This is a genomic window from Alteromonas aestuariivivens (assembly GCF_003367475.1).
Taxonomy (GTDB): domain Bacteria; phylum Pseudomonadota; class Gammaproteobacteria; order Enterobacterales; family Alteromonadaceae; genus Alteromonas; species Alteromonas aestuariivivens.
On the sequence record NZ_QRHA01000009.1, the window covers coordinates 164390 to 179676 of the forward strand.

The window sequence follows — 15287 nt, forward strand, 5'->3', positions numbered from 1 at the left end:
ATCACACCACCAGAAAATGTAAAACCAGCAAATTGGTCGAAGCCATTATAATGATAGAAAGAAAGGTCATCAGCATACCCACAAAACGTTGCCAGCTGGTCCCTTCATGGTGGTGCAACCCATAGGCATGCAGCATACGCCCGAACAATAGCAAGCAGGCGCAGAGATGTTCTATAAAGTACAGTTCGCTGATACTTTCCAGACATCCCAATAATATCAGGCCAATCGGCACATATTCATTAAAGTTGGCGTGGGCGCGCAGCAGGCGACGCAATTCACCATGCCCCCCATCTCCCAGACTGACCCGTTCGCGGCGTCTTACCGCTATAACAGCAAGGGAAAGGTAGATGTAGCACAGCGCAAGCAGACTCGCGTAAAACGCGGTAATTGGAAAACTCATTTGTCTGTCTCCTTCCTTTTCCCTATCTCCTCAGCAGGTTAATTCTGACAAGCAAATGCGGGCTACGCAAAGATTTCTGCACAACAAGGCCATTACTGGCACAAAAAAAGCCGCTTGGAGCGGCTTTTTGCAAAAATTGGGGTGCCCTCGAAACGAACAACGCCCAGGGCCTGTTGATCTTTGCTGTTTAATTTTTCAGCGAATTGTCGTGCATTTATGCAAGGCAGAGGCTGTGAAGTGCAGTCACCTACATGAACAGCCGCTAACGCAGCAGAAAAGCACGACAGGTGCTGCCCTTCGGGTTCACTCTGAGTGAACAAATTTCGAACAGCAAAGATCAACAGGCCCTAATAGATTCTATTAACCCAGCAATTCTGCCAGCTTGTGACTGACGGCTTCAACCGGTTGTGTGCCATCCAGTTTATGGTACTGGCAATTACCGGCAACGGCTTCCGCAGAATAATAGCTAATCAGAGGTTTGGTCTGGTCGTGGTACACGCCCAGGCGCTTGCGCACAGTTTCTTCCTTGTCATCATCCCGAATGATCAGGTCATCGCCACTTTGATCGTCTTTACCTTCCACCTTCGGAGGATTGTAAACAACGTGATAAACACGCCCGGAAGCCGGATGAACCCGACGGCCTCCCATACGCTCAACTATCACATCATCCGGAACGTCGAATTCGATAACGTGATCTACGGCAATACCTGCATCTTTCATGGCGTCAGCCTGTGGAATGGTACGGGGAAAACCGTCGAGCAAAAAACCGCCTGCACAGTCATCCTGAGCGATACGCTCCTTAACCAGACCGATAATAATTTCATCCGAAACCAGCTTACCTTCGTCCATGACACGCTTGGCCGCCAGACCCATCTCCGTGCCTGCCTTAATTGCTGAACGAAGCATATCACCGGTAGAAATCTGGGGAATACCAAATTTTCCCATCAAAAACTGCGCTTGTGTACCCTTACCGGCACCAGGTGCACCGAGAAGTATGATTCGCATGTTGCGCTCTCCGCTTTATCTTATAACTTCCGGCACTTTACACATTCAGGCTTGACGTGACAAGCCCGAGGGCCCGCCAAACCTGACCAATAAGACCAATTTCGTATAAAGAATCGCCAATCACTTTTCCAATACAACACGAGGAAAATGAAAGGGGCTGAAAATTAACAGATTTTCAAAAAATTGTTCATCTAACTTACTTATTTATAGACTAAAAATTAAATAAATACGCAAATTTATTTAATAGCATAAAAAAACGGGTCTAAAGACCCGTTTTCAATAAACAAATGTGCTGTTTACAGGCTTATTTGGCCAGGCTCATTAGCAAACTGTTTAAATTGCGCACAAAGCTGGATGGGTCCTTGAGACTCCCCTGCTCCGACAACGCCGCCTGATCAAACAATACACCAACCCACTGTTTGAACAGACCTTCGTCCTGAGTATCTGCCAGCTGTTTTATCAGCTGATGCTCAGGGTTCAGTTCAAAATGATACTTTGCTTCCGGAACCGGCTGACCAGCTGCCTGCATCAATTTCACCATCTGGGTGCTCATGCCATTCTCGTCTGCAACGATACAGGCTGGAGAATCGGTAAGACGATGGGTAAATTTGACGTCAATGACCTTATCACCCAAGGCTTCCTTGGCACGCTCAAGAATGCCTTCCACCTGCTTCTCGGCTTCTTCTTTGGCTTTCTTGGTTTCTTCGTCATCCAGATCGCCCAGGTCCAAATCCCCTTTCGCAATCGACTGGAAGGATTTTTCATTGAACTCAGTCAGGTGAGACATCAGCCATTCGTCGATGCGTTCTCCCATTAACAGCACTTCAATACCCTTCTTGCGGAAAATTTCAAGATGTGGGCTGGTTCTGGCGGCCTGATAACTGTCTGCAGTCACATAGTAAATCTTGTCCTGGCCTTCCTTCATGCGCTCAATGTAGTCAGCAAGTGACACGGTCTGGGCATCGGAATCGGTATGCGTAGAGGCAAAGCGCAGCAGGCCGGCAATTTTTTCGCGATTGCTGTAGTCTTCGGCTGGGCCTTCCTTGAGTACATTACCAAACTCGTTCCAGAAACTCTGATACTGCTCGGCATCGTTTTTCGCCATACGTTCCAGCATCTGCAACACTCGCTTGGTACAGCCCTGACGCAACGCCTGAGTGATTTTGTTGTCCTGCAGGATTTCACGGGACACGTTCAACGGCAGATCATTGGAATCCAGCAACCCCTTTACAAAACGCAGATAGGTTGGCATGAACTGTTCAGCGTCGTCCATGATGAACACGCGCTGTACATACAGTTTCAAACCGTGCTTCTGATCACGGTTCCACATGTCGAACGGCGCTTTGCTGGGAATGTACAACAGGCTGGTGTACTCGGTTTTCCCTTCCACACGGTTGTGTGCCCAGGACAACGGATCAGCAAAATCGTGAGAAATGTGCTTGTAGAACTCTTTGTATTCGTCGTCGGAAATTTCAGACTTTTCCCGGGTCCACAGAGCGGTAGCCTTGTTCACCACTTCCCACTGACCAGGCTCAGCCGCGATTTTCTCGCCGTCAGGGCCATCTCGCTCAGGCACTTCTTCTTTCCACATTTGAACCGGAATGCTGATGTGGTCAGAATATTTTCCAATAATGGAACGCAGGCGCCATTTGTCCAGAAATTCCTTCTCATCTTCACGAATGTGCAGAACAATTTCAGTCCCACGGGTTGGTTTGTTGATTTCGGCTACGGTAAATTCTCCCTCACCGTCTGAAATCCACTCAACTCCCTCAGAAGCATCCGCGCCCGCCGCACGGGTACGAACGGTAACTTTGTCTGCAACAATAAACGCTGAGTAAAAGCCTACGCCGAACTGTCCAATCAGTTGGGAATCTCTCGCTGCATCGCCTGAAAGCTTGCTGAAGAAATCCTTGGTGCCGGACTTGGCAATGGTCCCCAGATTCGCAATCACCTCATCACGGGTCATACCGATGCCATTATCAGCAACCGTAAGGGTGCCAGCTTCACTGTCGACGCTCAGACGAACATTCAGATCACCGTCGTTTTCGTACAAACTGTCGTTTTCCAGCGCTCTGAAACGCAGCTTATCTGCAGCATCCGCGGCATTGGAAACCAGCTCACGTAAAAAGATTTCTTTGTTTGAATACAGGGAATGGATCATCAGATGCAGAAGTTGCTTAACTTCTGTCTGAAAGCCATGGGTTTCGTGTTGGGCTACCTCAGCCATAAACCAGAATCTCCTAGTCAGATGGATCTTGTTTTCAATCTGGGAGGTAGGGGCTGTGAGGAACATTTTCAACAGCCAAAGACAAATTTTTGCCCGCTCGGGTAAATCTGTCACCGTGAGAGCTGCCGGACTGAGCGAGCGTCAGTCCGTCTGCATTATGGCTATAACTTGCGTCGGCCAGAGAAGGCGTGGGTCAGTGTATTACCGTCGATGTATTCCAACTCCCCGCCAACAGGCACACCATGGGCAATCCGACTGGCTTCTATATGATACTTGTTGCAGAGTTGGGCAATGTAATGAGCGGTGGCTTCACCTTCTACCGTCGGGTTGGTGGCCAGAATCACTTCCTGAATAGACTCCGAGCGGAAACGTTGCTCCAGTTCATCCAGGCCAATTTCCTGCGGCCCTATGCCGTCGATAGGAGAAAGATGCCCCATCAGCACAAAATAGGTTCCGTTGAAAGTCGAAGTCTGTTCAATGGCGAGCACATCCTGGGGACTTTCCACAATGCACAACAGGCCGCTGTCCTGCCGCTGTGGATGCTGGCAAATATCACAGACTGGCTGTTCCGTAAAAGTACGGCAACGCGAGCAATGCCGGATGTGCTCCATGGCATTGTGCAGCACGCTGCTGAGTTTTAATGCGCCCTCCCGGTTACGTTCCAGCAGGTGAAAGGCCATTCGCTGGGCACTCTTGTTACCTACGCCGGGCAGGCAGGTCAGAGCACTCACGAGCTCTGACAACAATGGGCTGAACTTCATAAACGCTCAGAGATTAAAACGGCATTTTGAAGCCAGGGGGCAGAGGCATACCTCCGGTAACTTCACCCATCTTCTCTTTACTGGTTTCCTGAATACGGCGTACTCCGTCGTTAAACGCTGCAGCAACCAGGTCTTCCAGCATGTCTTTATCGTCGTCCATCAGGGATGGATCAATTTCCACCCTGCGTACGTTATGATTACAGGTCATGGTTACCTTGACCATGCCAGCTCCGGCCTGGCCTTCCACTTCCATTTTTGCCAGTTCTTCCTGGGCTTTTTGCATGCGCTCCTGCATTTGTTGCGCCTGCTTCATAATATTTCCCATGCCACCTTTAAACATTTTGCTCACCTTGTTTCTGGTTGGTTGTCTCTCTAACGCGCCTTTACGCTGTCCGACATGACGGATGCAGCAAATGCGTTACGAATCGACTGTATGATGTCATCAGTTTGTACCACGTGCTCAGCATACTGCTGACGCATGGCATTAATGTCCTGTTGTAATGAAAAAGGGGTCTGCTTTGGTTCGCCGACCCGAATATCCAATGCGATTTGAGGGCCCAATACCGCTCGTAGGGCATCAGTAAGTTGATTGAGCGCACTGTCATTCAGTAAATGGGCCTGACTGGAGTCAAGTTCAAGACTTACTTGACTGCCATTTTGACTGAAAGCCGCATGCAGGGCGATTTGTTTCAGTAAACCCGCCACATCCATGCTTTCGATCAGAGCACTCCACTGGTCAATCTGACTGGCACGCAACAACTTGTTACCGTCATCAAGATAAGCTGTCAGTTCAACCGGCACACCGTCGGGCAGCTCTCTCGTCAGCACTGCCACCGTACCGGAGGCATTCACAGGCTGCTCGTCCAGGTGGACAGTTTCAGCAGATTCCGGCGGAGGTATTTCAGGTGGAGTCGAATTCACCTCATTATGGATGTTTGCCGGGTTGATATCGGCCGTTTCCGCTACCCAGGGTGGCCGGTCACTTTCATCGCTGTGGATATCACCTACGGATTCCGGTGCCGGCTCAGCCTCTGCCGTCGAGTTGACGATGGCCGAATCGGCCGAATTCTGCTGAGACGAAGCCGCCAAACGCCCGGCCAAACCGCCAGGATCATGAATTTGTGTTAGGGGCTTTTTTGCGTCAGATGATGACGCCTCCTCTCGACGCTGCTTCAGGCGCTGACGCAAGGCCAGCATTTCAGCCACAGAACTGCCGGAAACCTCTGGAGCCTGCTCGGTATTTTGCTCAGACGCGAGATCGAAACCCACAAACTCTTCTTCACCGTCGGGGGGCATATACCCCTCAACATCATCGGGCGGCACCATTGAACTGCCCCAAGGGGTATTTTCCTCGGCAGGAGTGAAAGTCGCACCTTTTTCCCTCCGGGACTGACTGACCTGTTGCTCCAATGCAGCCTGCTCTTCCAGCAGTCGCTGATGTTCAGTGTCTTCCCCGGCTTGCTCCGCTGCGGGCACAGAAGGTTCTTCTGTTACTCCGAACGCTACCTCTGGCGGCACATTATCCTGAGCCGCTTCGGTATCGGCATGCTCCCCTGAAGTTCCACCTGAAGAGCCTTCATCCTGCACAACTTTACTTTCAGCAGACAATTGCTGCAGAGGAAGTACTGCTACAGTGTTTTCAGAAATCACTGTCTCCCGGTCCTGAATCGGCGAAACGGGAGCGAAGGTCATCATTCTCAGCAGCACCATTTCGAGCCCACTGCGACCATCGGATGCAAACGGCATGTCTTTCCTGCCCTGCAACGCAATCTGGTACAACAACTGGACCTGTTCTGACGGTATCTGTCGGGCCAACTGGTAAATCGCCTTGGCGGAGGTAGTTTCAAGCTTGCACGCGTCCGGTACCCACTGGGTCAGCGCAATCTGATGCAACAGGCTGCTCAGTTCAGCCAGAACCTGGCTGTAATCCGGAGCCTGTTCAGCCATCAGGGCTACCTGTTCGAGCACCTTCTGCGGCGAACGTTGCACTATCGCGTTCAGGATCTTGAGTAACTGATGCCTATCCATCAGGCCCAACATGTCGGTTACGACGGTTGCGGTAACCTGATTGTCTCCCTGTGCAATAGCCTGATCAGTCAGGCTTAAAGCATCACGCATACTGCCCTGAGCAGCGCGGGCGAGTAAATTCAGCGCCGGGGCTTCGAAGTCAATCGACTCCTGATTCAAAATATGGGTCAGCTGCCCGCTTATTTGTTCTCTGGACAATGCTTTGAGATTAAATTGCAGACAGCGGGACAAAATGGTGATTGGCAATTTCTGCGGGTCTGTGGTTGCCAGCAAAAATTTTACATGTGGCGGAGGCTCTTCCAGTGTTTTAAGCAGCGCATTAAAACTGTGCTTTGACAGCATATGCACTTCATCTATCAGATAAACTTTGAACCGCCCGCGAGTTGGTTTGTACTGAACGTTGTCCAGCAATTCACGGGTATCTTCCACCTTGGTACGGGAAGCCGCATCAATTTCGAGCAAATCAACGTAGTTGCCCTGCTCTATTTCCCGGCAGGTAGAGCACTGTCCACAGGGATTTGAACTCTGGCCCTGCTCGCAATTGAGGCTTTTGGAAAAAATGCGGGCGATGGTGGTTTTACCCACCCCTCGGGTACCGGTAAACAAATAGGCATGGTGTAACCGGTTATTGTCCAGCGCGTTCGAAATAGCGGCCACTACGTGTTCCTGGCCGACCAGTTCGCTGAATTTTCCGGGACGCCATTTTCTTGCCAGTACCTGATAACTCATGGAGGTAATACTTCTCGCTAATCGCCTTCAAACTCGCAGATGGTGTATGGCTCAATGCCTGCCGCCTGCAATTTCTGGTATCCGCCTAAATCCGGCAATCCGATCACGAACCCAGCGAACTCGACAATCCCGCCAAGCTGGCGGATCAGGCTTGCAGACGCCGCGATGGTGCCGCCGGTGGCAAGCAAGTCGTCAATCAACAACACCTTGTCGCCCGGTTGAATGGCATCCTTGTGAATTTCAAGGGTGTCCATGCCGTATTCCAGTTCGTAGCTCTCGCTTACTACTTCCCGTGGCAGCTTGTTGGGTTTGCGGACCGGTACAAAGCCCACGCCAAGCTCTATCGCCAACGGAGCTCCAAACAAAAAGCCGCGCGCTTCAGTTCCGGCCACTTTGTTAAAACCATAGGACTGGTATTTCGTGACCAACAAGTCAATACAGCCACGAAAAGCCTTGTGATCTTCAAGCACACTGGTTACGTCACGGAACTGAATACCCGGTTTGGGGTAATCCGGCACGGTTTTTACAGTTGATTTAATATACTCAGCGGTCACTTTCATACCTTTGATTCTGGCTTACAGCCAAAAAGTAAACCAACCGGTGATGATGTGCATCAGAGGAAAAGCAAGTAATGTTACGACAGCGGCCAAAAAGTACCACCAGTTATAGACTTCCTTAAATTCTGAATTATCTGCCATCTACAATTCCCGATAATGAATGATTATTGATAAAAGGGCGTAAATGGTAATTCAATTGATTAAGGAATGACAGTTTTTATACCATCATAGCCACTCAATTGTCGGAGATCTGAGCACTGAAAGGTAAAGGCTAGCCTGCGAGCAAAACCCCTTTTTCAAGCAGTTGCAAAAGCGTAATGTGGAGGCCCTGTTCAAGATCCTTCGTGGGAAATCCCGGTAGCGCCTCAAGCATCCACTCCAAAATTTGTTCAGGGCTGCTGGGGCAGAACTGAGATTCCATTTTTTGCAGTAAGAACGCCGTGCTGGCATTGGTCTGGATAAACTGTACGCTGTCACCTTCATCACGATAAACCACATAATAAAAGCGCGTGTCTGAGTTTTCGGGCTGAAAATCTTTCGAAATCTGATGAACCGGATACTGATACGAGACCAGTGAACTCAACGGCGACACAATCATGCTTGCAGGTAAGGTATTGGTTTGCCAAAGAGAAACTGGAACATCAGTTTTACGGATACTGACATCCAGTTCAATCCATTCATAATGAATGAGTTCACTGGCAAATACAGGGAGTTGTAGCAGGATATCAGGCTCACCGCCGATGTATTCGACAAATTCCTTGCTGATTTCAGAAAAGTAAGGGCTTCTGCACGAATGGTCGCGAAAAAAACTTCGCACCAGCGAATTCCAGATATCTTCCGTTAAAATGCTGTAGAGCACCGGAAAACTGCTCTGCAAAAATCCATCAATATTATTGATAAACAACGACTGATAGACGGCCATTCTGCGCCGATGATCTGCCGAATCCGGTTCGAAGCAGTCAGGTTCCCTTATGGCCCCGACAAATTTGCTCTGTTCGGCTTCCAGCTTACTCATTGTTGTCGTTTACCCCAGTTTGCTGACACTTTCAGCATGAGTAGCCTGCAACGATTTGATTCGCGCTATTTCAGCCAACAGAACCTCGATGGCAGGAATGTTAAAATCACGCTCCAGCAGCGTGGGAAAAACGCCATGTAACTCATACGCACAAGCCAGCAAATCCCAGACCGGTTCGATCACATCGGCGCCGTGAGTGTCAACTTTCAAATCTTCTGCTTCATCATAGTGACCGGCTATGTGCCCATAAACAATTTTTTCGCTCGGCAGTCCCTGCAGAAACTGATAGGCATCGTACTGATGATTAATACTGTTTACATAGAGATTGTTAACGTCCAGCAGCATACGACAACCGGACTCGGCCAGCACCGCCCGAATGAATTCAAGTTCCGACATCTGCTGATCGGGAGCCAAGTAATAAGACACGTTCTCCAGCACCAATGGCCGCTCGAGAATATCCTGAACCTGGCGTATTCGTGCCGATACATGCTTAACGGCTTCCTCGGTAAACGGGATTGGCATCAGGTCATATAGATGCCCGTTGCCTGAACAGTAACTCAGATGTTCACTGTAAAGTTCGATCCCGTGCAGATTCAGAAAGTCCTTGATGTCCCGCACCAGATTGGTATCCACAGGATCCGTGCTGCCTATCGACAGTGACAATCCATGGGTTGTGAATGCCTGCTGTGCAACACACTGCGCGAACTGCTTTTGAAAACGCCCTCCCAATGGGATCCAGTTCTCCGGAGCCACTTCCCAGAAATCCACTTCTTTGGGAAGTTCGGGCAATAACTGTGGGAGCATTTCTCTGCGCAGTCCTAGCCCTGCACCAGAAAGTTTCATAGTGACCTCAGCCCAGTATTTGCCTGGCAGTTTTAGTTTGCAGAGTATTCAGCACCCAAAAACTTAACCTTAACGAAAAAATAAGCGGTACCTGGGTACCGCTGGTGAAATGCGCTGAAATCAGGCTTGTCCGCCGCATTTGCCTTCTTTGTCGGCTTTATCGCCGCCACATTTACCTTCTTTGTCGGCTTTATCGCCGCCGCATTTGCCTTCTTTGTCGGCTTTATCGCCGCCGCATTTGCCTTCTTTGTCGGCTTTATCGCCGCCGCATTTGCCTTCACCACATTTGCCTTCTTTATCGGCTTTGTCACCACCGCATTTGCCTTCACCACATTTGCCTTCTTTGTTGGCCTTGTCGCCGCCGCATTTGCCTTCACCACATTTGCCTTCTTTGTTGGCCTTGTCGCCGCCGCATTTGCCCTCTTTAGTGGATTTATCGCCACCGCAATTACCTTCAGCAACGACCTGCTGATAGCCCGACTCCAATACCTGCATATCAAATGGATTGGCCTGCGCACTGGCAACAGACAAAGAGCCGACAATCACCGCACCCAAAGCCGTAGCAACGGTTGATTTTTTAACTTGCTTCATAACAGTTCCTCTTACTTAAGAAATGGTCCAACGTACTCTGGGCACGTGTAAGCATTAAGACCCGGGTACGCTGCAAGAACTTTCACAAATGTTCAGTTATTTGTGTATAAAGGCTTCTGTTGTTTTCTACAAGCCCGTGGCGGACTATCTGCGATCAACCCACAAAAATGCAGGTTCGAACCAGCCCGAACCTTTCACCCAGCCTGCTCAAAACACGCCTGAATACCCTGGAGGAAAACGGAATCAGTTTTCGCAAAGCACATACTGGCACCCGTCGCAGTGACTACTATCTTACGGCACAGGGTAAGGCACTGGGCCCTGTCCTGACCGAATTGAGCAAGTGGGGAATGCAATGGGCATCATCGGGTATGACCAACAAAAATAATACCGTTGAAGGGTTAATGCGTGACATCTGCAACGCTCTGAAAACCGATGCTCTGCCCGGTTGTGATACTACCATGCAGTTCAGCTTCCCTGATGTCACTGAAAATCAGAGATATTTTATTAATGTCAAATAGGGTTGCCCACAGGTTTGCAGCCAGAATCTGGGCTACGATGTAGATATTTACCTCTCCGGTAGCACGAAGGTGTTCACTAAAATCTGGTATGGGGAATTGAGCCTGACAAAAGCAATTGCCGATGACAAACTGAAAGTTGTGGGTGAGGCAACCTATCGTCAAACCCTGCAGGAATGGTTTGGTATCAGCAGCTTCACCACTGAAGCGCCACGATTTGTCGCGCCTGACTACCGTCATCCATAAAAAAGCCGGGAACAAAAGCCACCCGGCTATATGAGAAAGACAATTCCGAATGATAGCCCGCTTTTCAGCGGGCGGAATTGTCAGCTAAATCTATTTTTACTCGGTAACAATTTCAAACTCATTGATGTTTGGCCAGTCACCAATTGCCATCAGTTTTACGTACCGGCCGGTAGCATAAAACTCTGTGGTGGTCGGTTGAGCATCATCATCATTATTTTGATGCTTGGCGACTTTAACAAAATCCGAGTCAGGGTATTCAGAGACGTACACTTGATAATTAATCTCCTCACCTGCACTGGTCCACATTTTGGTTCCAATAATGGTTTTGGACTCCCCCAAATCAATCACCATAGTCTCAGTACCATTTTGTGCCGGAGCCCAACTGGACTCATCACTGTAGTCGCCGTCAAAGATGTTGGTGGACAGGTATTGCTCATCTTCGGAATCAACGGAAATGATTCCCGGTTTCACATAGAACGTCGTCTCAGCCTCGCCGACCCGGCCATAGCTGTCAGTTGCGACGGCTTTAAGCGTGTGAGTACCGAATGTGGCGCCCAAAAGTTCGTCACTATTCCCTTCACCACCCCATGTGTAAGGCCCGGCGTAGATGTCTCGAACCAAGCTACCGTCCAAATAGAGTTCTATATGCTCAATGTCTATCCAGCTCACGTCTGAAGCTGCCGATACAGATACCGAGAATAGTGGGTAGCCAACGAACAGATCGATTTCAAACTCAACAAAACTGACGTTCGGCGCCGGAGCTTCTTCCACAATAAGGGTCATAACACCTTCCCCCTCTAACCCGGCGTTATCCTTGGCAACGGCAGTAAAATAATGCGTACCTACTCCCAATGGATTCGGGTTTGGTTCGTGTCTGTCAAGCCATCCCATCGCGCCCATTTCGTATGGCGCAAACGAGTGGCCGAAGTTCCAGGGCTCTTTGGTATCTTCCCGCACGAATTCGCCGTTACGATAGAGCGTAACTGACTGAACGGTTCTTCCTTCAACCGGCGATTCAGCTTGTAAGGAAATACTCAGCTTTTCATAGCCTTCTGTCACAGTCAGGGTTTCATTCGGCCAGGTTACCACTGGAGGCTTTGGCTGGCCCTTAACGGTAACCGTCATACTGGCTTCACTTTCTATTCCCGCACTATCCCGGGCGACCGCAGTGAATATGTACTCTCCCGGCCCAAACGGATTTGGGTTAGGCAAATGGGTATCCAGCCACCCCATTGCACCGGTTTCGTGGGGTTTATTGGAATGCCCGAAAATGTAAGGGTCTGAATCGTCGACACGAATCAGCTCGCCATTGACATACAATGATACAGATTCAATGGTACGGCCTTCCTGGGTTGGGCTGGCATCAACTCTGAAAGTGAGTTGCTCATACCCTTCATCCAGAGTCATTTCGGATTGTGGAAAACTCACTGTTGGCCCGTCTGGCGTTACAATCAGGTACATGGTGGCTGTGCCAGTGTCACCTTCGCTATCAATTGCAACCGCTTTAAATATATGAGTACCGGCCCGCAGAGGGTTGGGGTTTGGCTCGTGGGTATCCAACCAGCCCATAGCGCCAGTTTCATGAGGCTTTGACCCATGACCAAACAGGTAGGGAACAGAACTATCGGTGCGCACCAGTTCACCATTAAGGTATAAGCTCACTGATTCGATTGTACGGCCTTCAACCGGGCTGGTAGCGCTAATGCCAAGAGACAACTTTTCATAACCTTCTTCGACAGTCATTGTCGGCGAAGGAAAGGAAACCACAGGCGCGTTGGCATCACTTTCCAAATCCAGATCAATTACCTGCAGATACAACGGCAATTCTGTACCAGACCCTTTACCCATCAGGTAGTAATAAAGTTTACCGTCTTCAATGTGGATCACACCGTGATCAAACTGAGTACCTCCGGATGCCTGGTAAACACGGGTGAAGTCATTGGTACCGCCCTTTGCTTTTTCAACGTAAGGGTAGCCGTTTTGCAAGCCAATAATGTAAACATTGTCGCCAGATGTATAGATTTCGCTGGCCCCGGCAAAGTCAGTCGAAATAATAAACTCTTCTGCACCTGCTGGTTTGTAGGAATGTAAATTCACTTCCTGGTAGTCCGGTCGCTTCCTGTCTGTAGAGCGCACTTTACTGATGATGTGGACATCACCTTTTTCGGTTACTGTCCAGTCAAAGTTGCCAACGATATATACCGAGTCTTTTTCTTCATGTGTGATGTAGTCGCCAGGCTCAAATACTTTGATTTCGTCTGAGTTCAGCAGTGGAAATGTCATAGGTTCGCCCTTGTGATTCTTCCACTCGCCATTGCCTTCGGGATGGTCAGAATACGCGTAGTACACACCATTCTGATAGAGGTATTTATCATCTTTATTGGCGCGCTGCTGGAAGCCAACCCGAAGCTTGCCATTTAAATACTTCATGTTTCCATACAGGCCCCAGTTGTATTCATTGCCCTTGTTTTTTTGATCTTTATGATTGAACTGAATAAACGGTGACCAAGTTTGGCTTTCGGCATTATAACGGTTAAACACGTAGGCGCCATTGTTGTTGCCGCCAAGACGCATATACAGCAATAGGGTACCATCGGTCGTGGTAAAGAATTTGGGGTAGGTCAGGCGGGCGAAATTACTTTTATCCGCCAGGTTACCGGTCATGGTCAAGTGCTTGTAATCGTCAGGGCCCTGGCTTATTTCGCTGGTATCCTTAACGAATTTATCCAATGTAAATTCGTCATCTGCAACTTCAGCAGCCCCCGGCACGCTGAATGAATAGCGGAAGTAATCGTCTTTAAACTTGCCGCCATGGTTGTTGTCGTCGTAAGCGTGCATGTCGTACACCATGTGAATGGTGCCGTTGACCGGGCTTACCGCCAAGCCGATGGTGTTGTGTGATTCCCCAATATTGGGATCGCCTCGGAATCCGGTGTGCTGGTGAGGAAATTCAATGGTTTTCACAACACCAGTAATGGTGTTGTACCGGGATAGCATCACATGCCGATCGTCCTTACCACCACGATACCAAGTCATAAATACATAGTTTTTATAGGTTTTTACTGAATCGCCGTGGGCGGAAATGTTGCGCCCAAAGAAATAATCGTAAGTATCTGCGGACGTATCCGCCAGATCCAGTGTTCCGTAACTGAGTTTTTTACCATTAAAATGTAGGCCGTTATCGGCAATTTTTACCTGGCTTTCCAGAGTCACTTCAGCGTTTACCTGCTGAATAGATAACCCTAAAAACGAGCTTGCTAACAACAGATAACGTAGCATTGGCATGCGTGTATCCTTTCCGTATTTCATAATGTACTCATCTTAAGTCATGTGAATAGGTGGCTAGTGAGTTTTGCTCGGTTCCAGAGCGCGCCTAACTGCTTCTACCAACCACTCTGAATATAAGCTTTGTTAATGCTTCACATGACCTGGCTGGATTAAAATCAGGAAAGCGACCAACTACGGCCTGATGTGCATTGGGCCTGCTGAATTCAAGATCCGATGGCACGAATAATCATCCAGTTTTAAGCGATTGGAAGTTTTTGAGTATTAACCTTCCAATAACAATGCGTTATTATTCATGTGCAATCATTAACAATCACATGCTAGATCAATATACACCCAATATCAATCATATTTGTTAATGTATTGTATGCTTTATGAGTGGTTTTGTTTGATTCTTTTAACCGAAGAGTGAATTTTTGCGGGAAGTTAGACTGCCACATCTTGACTGGATAACAGAACCGTATGGGGGCTACTACGCGAGCGCCACTGGAATACTCGTTGGGCGTTAAACCCACAAAATTCATCAGGCTACACGGTTTACTGAACCGGCGCATTTCAACCTGCCTAAATCCCTAGTAGGGCCACCAGAGTAACGACGGATAAAAAAGCGAAAGATAATTTACGTTATCGTAGATCACCGGACGCTTACACGCTTACTATATAAGGGAGGCGCATATTATTGCGAACATACGAAAAAAGCCCAGTCGTTAGACTGGGCTTCTTCGTGTAATTGGGAGTCTGGCGGTGTGCTACTCTCACATGGGGGTGAAGAACGGTGCTTCGCAGAAGCATGGCGAATGCCCAATGGCATTCGACAAGTAATGAACGACAGTCGCTCTGCGACTGGCTGGGGGCCCCCTTCGGGATCGGGCGACTGCGGGATTAGTACTCGGCCATTTTTCTGGCCGTAGAAACAACAAAGCCCACTCGAATGAGTGGGCTCTGATGTTTCTTCGAATGGGAGTCTGGCGGTGTGCTACTCTCACATGGGGAGACCCCACACTACCATCGCCGCTAATACGTTTCACTTCTGAGTTCGGAATGGGATCAGGTGGTGCCGTATCGCTATGGCCGCCAGACATAAA

13 protein-coding genes and 1 rRNA gene are annotated in these 15287 nt (G+C 49.0%); 2 read left to right on the top strand and 12 right to left on the bottom strand.

The annotated features are described in order from the left end of the window. Position 1: 1 nt before the first annotated feature. The 10 genes from DXV75_RS13420 to DXV75_RS13470 all read right to left on the bottom strand — a co-directional run bounded on the left by DXV75_RS13420 (position 2) and on the right by DXV75_RS13470 (position 10156). Entirely contained in the window at positions 2-400 is a 399-nt protein-coding gene (locus DXV75_RS13420; protein ID WP_115593923.1) for an MAPEG family protein, read from the bottom strand. A gap of 360 nt (positions 401-760) precedes the next feature. Beyond that, positions 761-1405 (bottom strand): adenylate kinase, encoded by a 645-nt coding sequence (adk, locus tag DXV75_RS13430; protein ID WP_115593925.1) that lies wholly within the window; start codon positions 1403-1405, stop codon positions 761-763. A 304-nt stretch (positions 1406-1709) separates the two neighbouring features. Continuing rightward, positions 1710-3632 (bottom strand): molecular chaperone HtpG, encoded by a 1923-nt coding sequence (htpG, locus tag DXV75_RS13435; RefSeq protein WP_115593926.1) that lies wholly within the window; start codon positions 3630-3632, stop codon positions 1710-1712. Between the two features lie 161 nt (positions 3633-3793). Then, positions 3794-4393, bottom strand: coding sequence for a recombination mediator RecR (gene recR / locus DXV75_RS13440; protein ID WP_115593927.1), 600 nt, complete (start codon positions 4391-4393; stop codon positions 3794-3796). 13 nt (positions 4394-4406) lie between these two features. Next, complete coding sequence (locus tag DXV75_RS13445; RefSeq protein WP_115593928.1) at positions 4407-4733, bottom strand: YbaB/EbfC family nucleoid-associated protein; 327 nt, start codon at positions 4731-4733, stop codon at positions 4407-4409. Positions 4734-4765: 32 nt separating this feature from the next. Continuing rightward, positions 4766-7150, bottom strand: coding sequence for a DNA polymerase III subunit gamma/tau (dnaX, locus tag DXV75_RS13450; RefSeq protein WP_115593929.1), 2385 nt, complete (start codon positions 7148-7150; stop codon positions 4766-4768). Positions 7151-7167: 17 nt separating this feature from the next. Further along, the gene (gene apt, locus DXV75_RS13455; RefSeq protein WP_115593956.1) at positions 7168-7704 is read right to left on the bottom strand and encodes an adenine phosphoribosyltransferase; all 537 of its coding nucleotides are present in this window, start codon (positions 7702-7704) and stop codon (positions 7168-7170) included. Positions 7705-7978: 274 nt separating this feature from the next. Beyond that, positions 7979-8722 carry an HvfC family RiPP maturation protein gene (locus tag DXV75_RS13460; protein ID WP_115593930.1) on the bottom strand — a complete coding sequence of 248 codons (744 nt, stop codon included), beginning with the start codon at positions 8720-8722 and terminating at the stop codon, positions 7979-7981. Positions 8723-8731: 9 nt separating this feature from the next. Then, the gene (locus DXV75_RS13465) at positions 8732-9565 is read right to left on the bottom strand and encodes an HvfB family MNIO-type RiPP peptide maturase (RefSeq protein WP_115593931.1); all 834 of its coding nucleotides are present in this window, start codon (positions 9563-9565) and stop codon (positions 8732-8734) included. Positions 9566-9685: 120 nt separating this feature from the next. After that, positions 9686-10156 (bottom strand): HvfA family oxazolone/thioamide-modified RiPP metallophore, encoded by a 471-nt coding sequence (locus DXV75_RS13470; protein WP_115593932.1) that lies wholly within the window; start codon positions 10154-10156, stop codon positions 9686-9688. A gap of 167 nt (positions 10157-10323) precedes the next feature. Here DXV75_RS13470 and DXV75_RS13475 point away from each other — a divergent pair, with 167 nt between their 5' ends. Continuing rightward, complete coding sequence (locus DXV75_RS13475) at positions 10324-10674, top strand: winged helix-turn-helix transcriptional regulator (RefSeq protein ID WP_115593933.1); 351 nt, start codon at positions 10324-10326, stop codon at positions 10672-10674. Between the two features lie 45 nt (positions 10675-10719). Then, complete coding sequence (locus tag DXV75_RS13480) at positions 10720-10917, top strand: hypothetical protein (protein ID WP_281268921.1); 198 nt, start codon at positions 10720-10722, stop codon at positions 10915-10917. Between the two features lie 96 nt (positions 10918-11013). On the opposite strand, the gene DXV75_RS13485 is transcribed toward DXV75_RS13480, so the two are convergent. After that, complete coding sequence (locus tag DXV75_RS13485; protein WP_245953222.1) at positions 11014-14226, bottom strand: BNR-4 repeat-containing protein; 3213 nt, start codon at positions 14224-14226, stop codon at positions 11014-11016. 939 nt (positions 14227-15165) lie between these two features. Next, positions 15166-15281: ribosomal RNA gene (gene rrf, locus DXV75_RS13490) — 5S ribosomal RNA — on the bottom strand. Positions 15282-15287: the final 6 nt, after the last annotated feature.

What these genes read in the sequence shown, in the direction of transcription:
- DXV75_RS13420 (WP_115593923.1), bottom strand. Translation starts at nt 400, where the DNA reads ATGAGTTTTCCAATTACCGCGTTTTACGCGAGTCTGCTTGCGCTGTGC.
- adk (WP_115593925.1), bottom strand. Translation starts at nt 1,405, where the DNA reads ATGCGAATCATACTTCTCGGTGCACCTGGTGCCGGTAAGGGTACACAA.
- htpG (WP_115593926.1), bottom strand. Translation starts at nt 3,632, where the DNA reads ATGGCTGAGGTAGCCCAACACGAAACCCATGGCTTTCAGACAGAAGTT.
- recR (WP_115593927.1), bottom strand. Translation starts at nt 4,393, where the DNA reads ATGAAGTTCAGCCCATTGTTGTCAGAGCTCGTGAGTGCTCTGACCTGC.
- DXV75_RS13445 (WP_115593928.1), bottom strand. Translation starts at nt 4,733, where the DNA reads ATGTTTAAAGGTGGCATGGGAAATATTATGAAGCAGGCGCAACAAATG.
- dnaX (WP_115593929.1), bottom strand. Translation starts at nt 7,150, where the DNA reads ATGAGTTATCAGGTACTGGCAAGAAAATGGCGTCCCGGAAAATTCAGC.
- DXV75_RS13460 (WP_115593930.1), bottom strand. Translation starts at nt 8,722, where the DNA reads ATGAGTAAGCTGGAAGCCGAACAGAGCAAATTTGTCGGGGCCATAAGG.
- DXV75_RS13465 (WP_115593931.1), bottom strand. Translation starts at nt 9,565, where the DNA reads ATGAAACTTTCTGGTGCAGGGCTAGGACTGCGCAGAGAAATGCTCCCA.
- DXV75_RS13470 (WP_115593932.1), bottom strand. Translation starts at nt 10,156, where the DNA reads ATGAAGCAAGTTAAAAAATCAACCGTTGCTACGGCTTTGGGTGCGGTG.
- DXV75_RS13475 (WP_115593933.1), top strand. Translation starts at nt 10,324, where the DNA reads ATGCAGGTTCGAACCAGCCCGAACCTTTCACCCAGCCTGCTCAAAACA.
- DXV75_RS13485 (WP_245953222.1), bottom strand. Translation starts at nt 14,226, where the DNA reads ATGAAATACGGAAAGGATACACGCATGCCAATGCTACGTTATCTGTTG.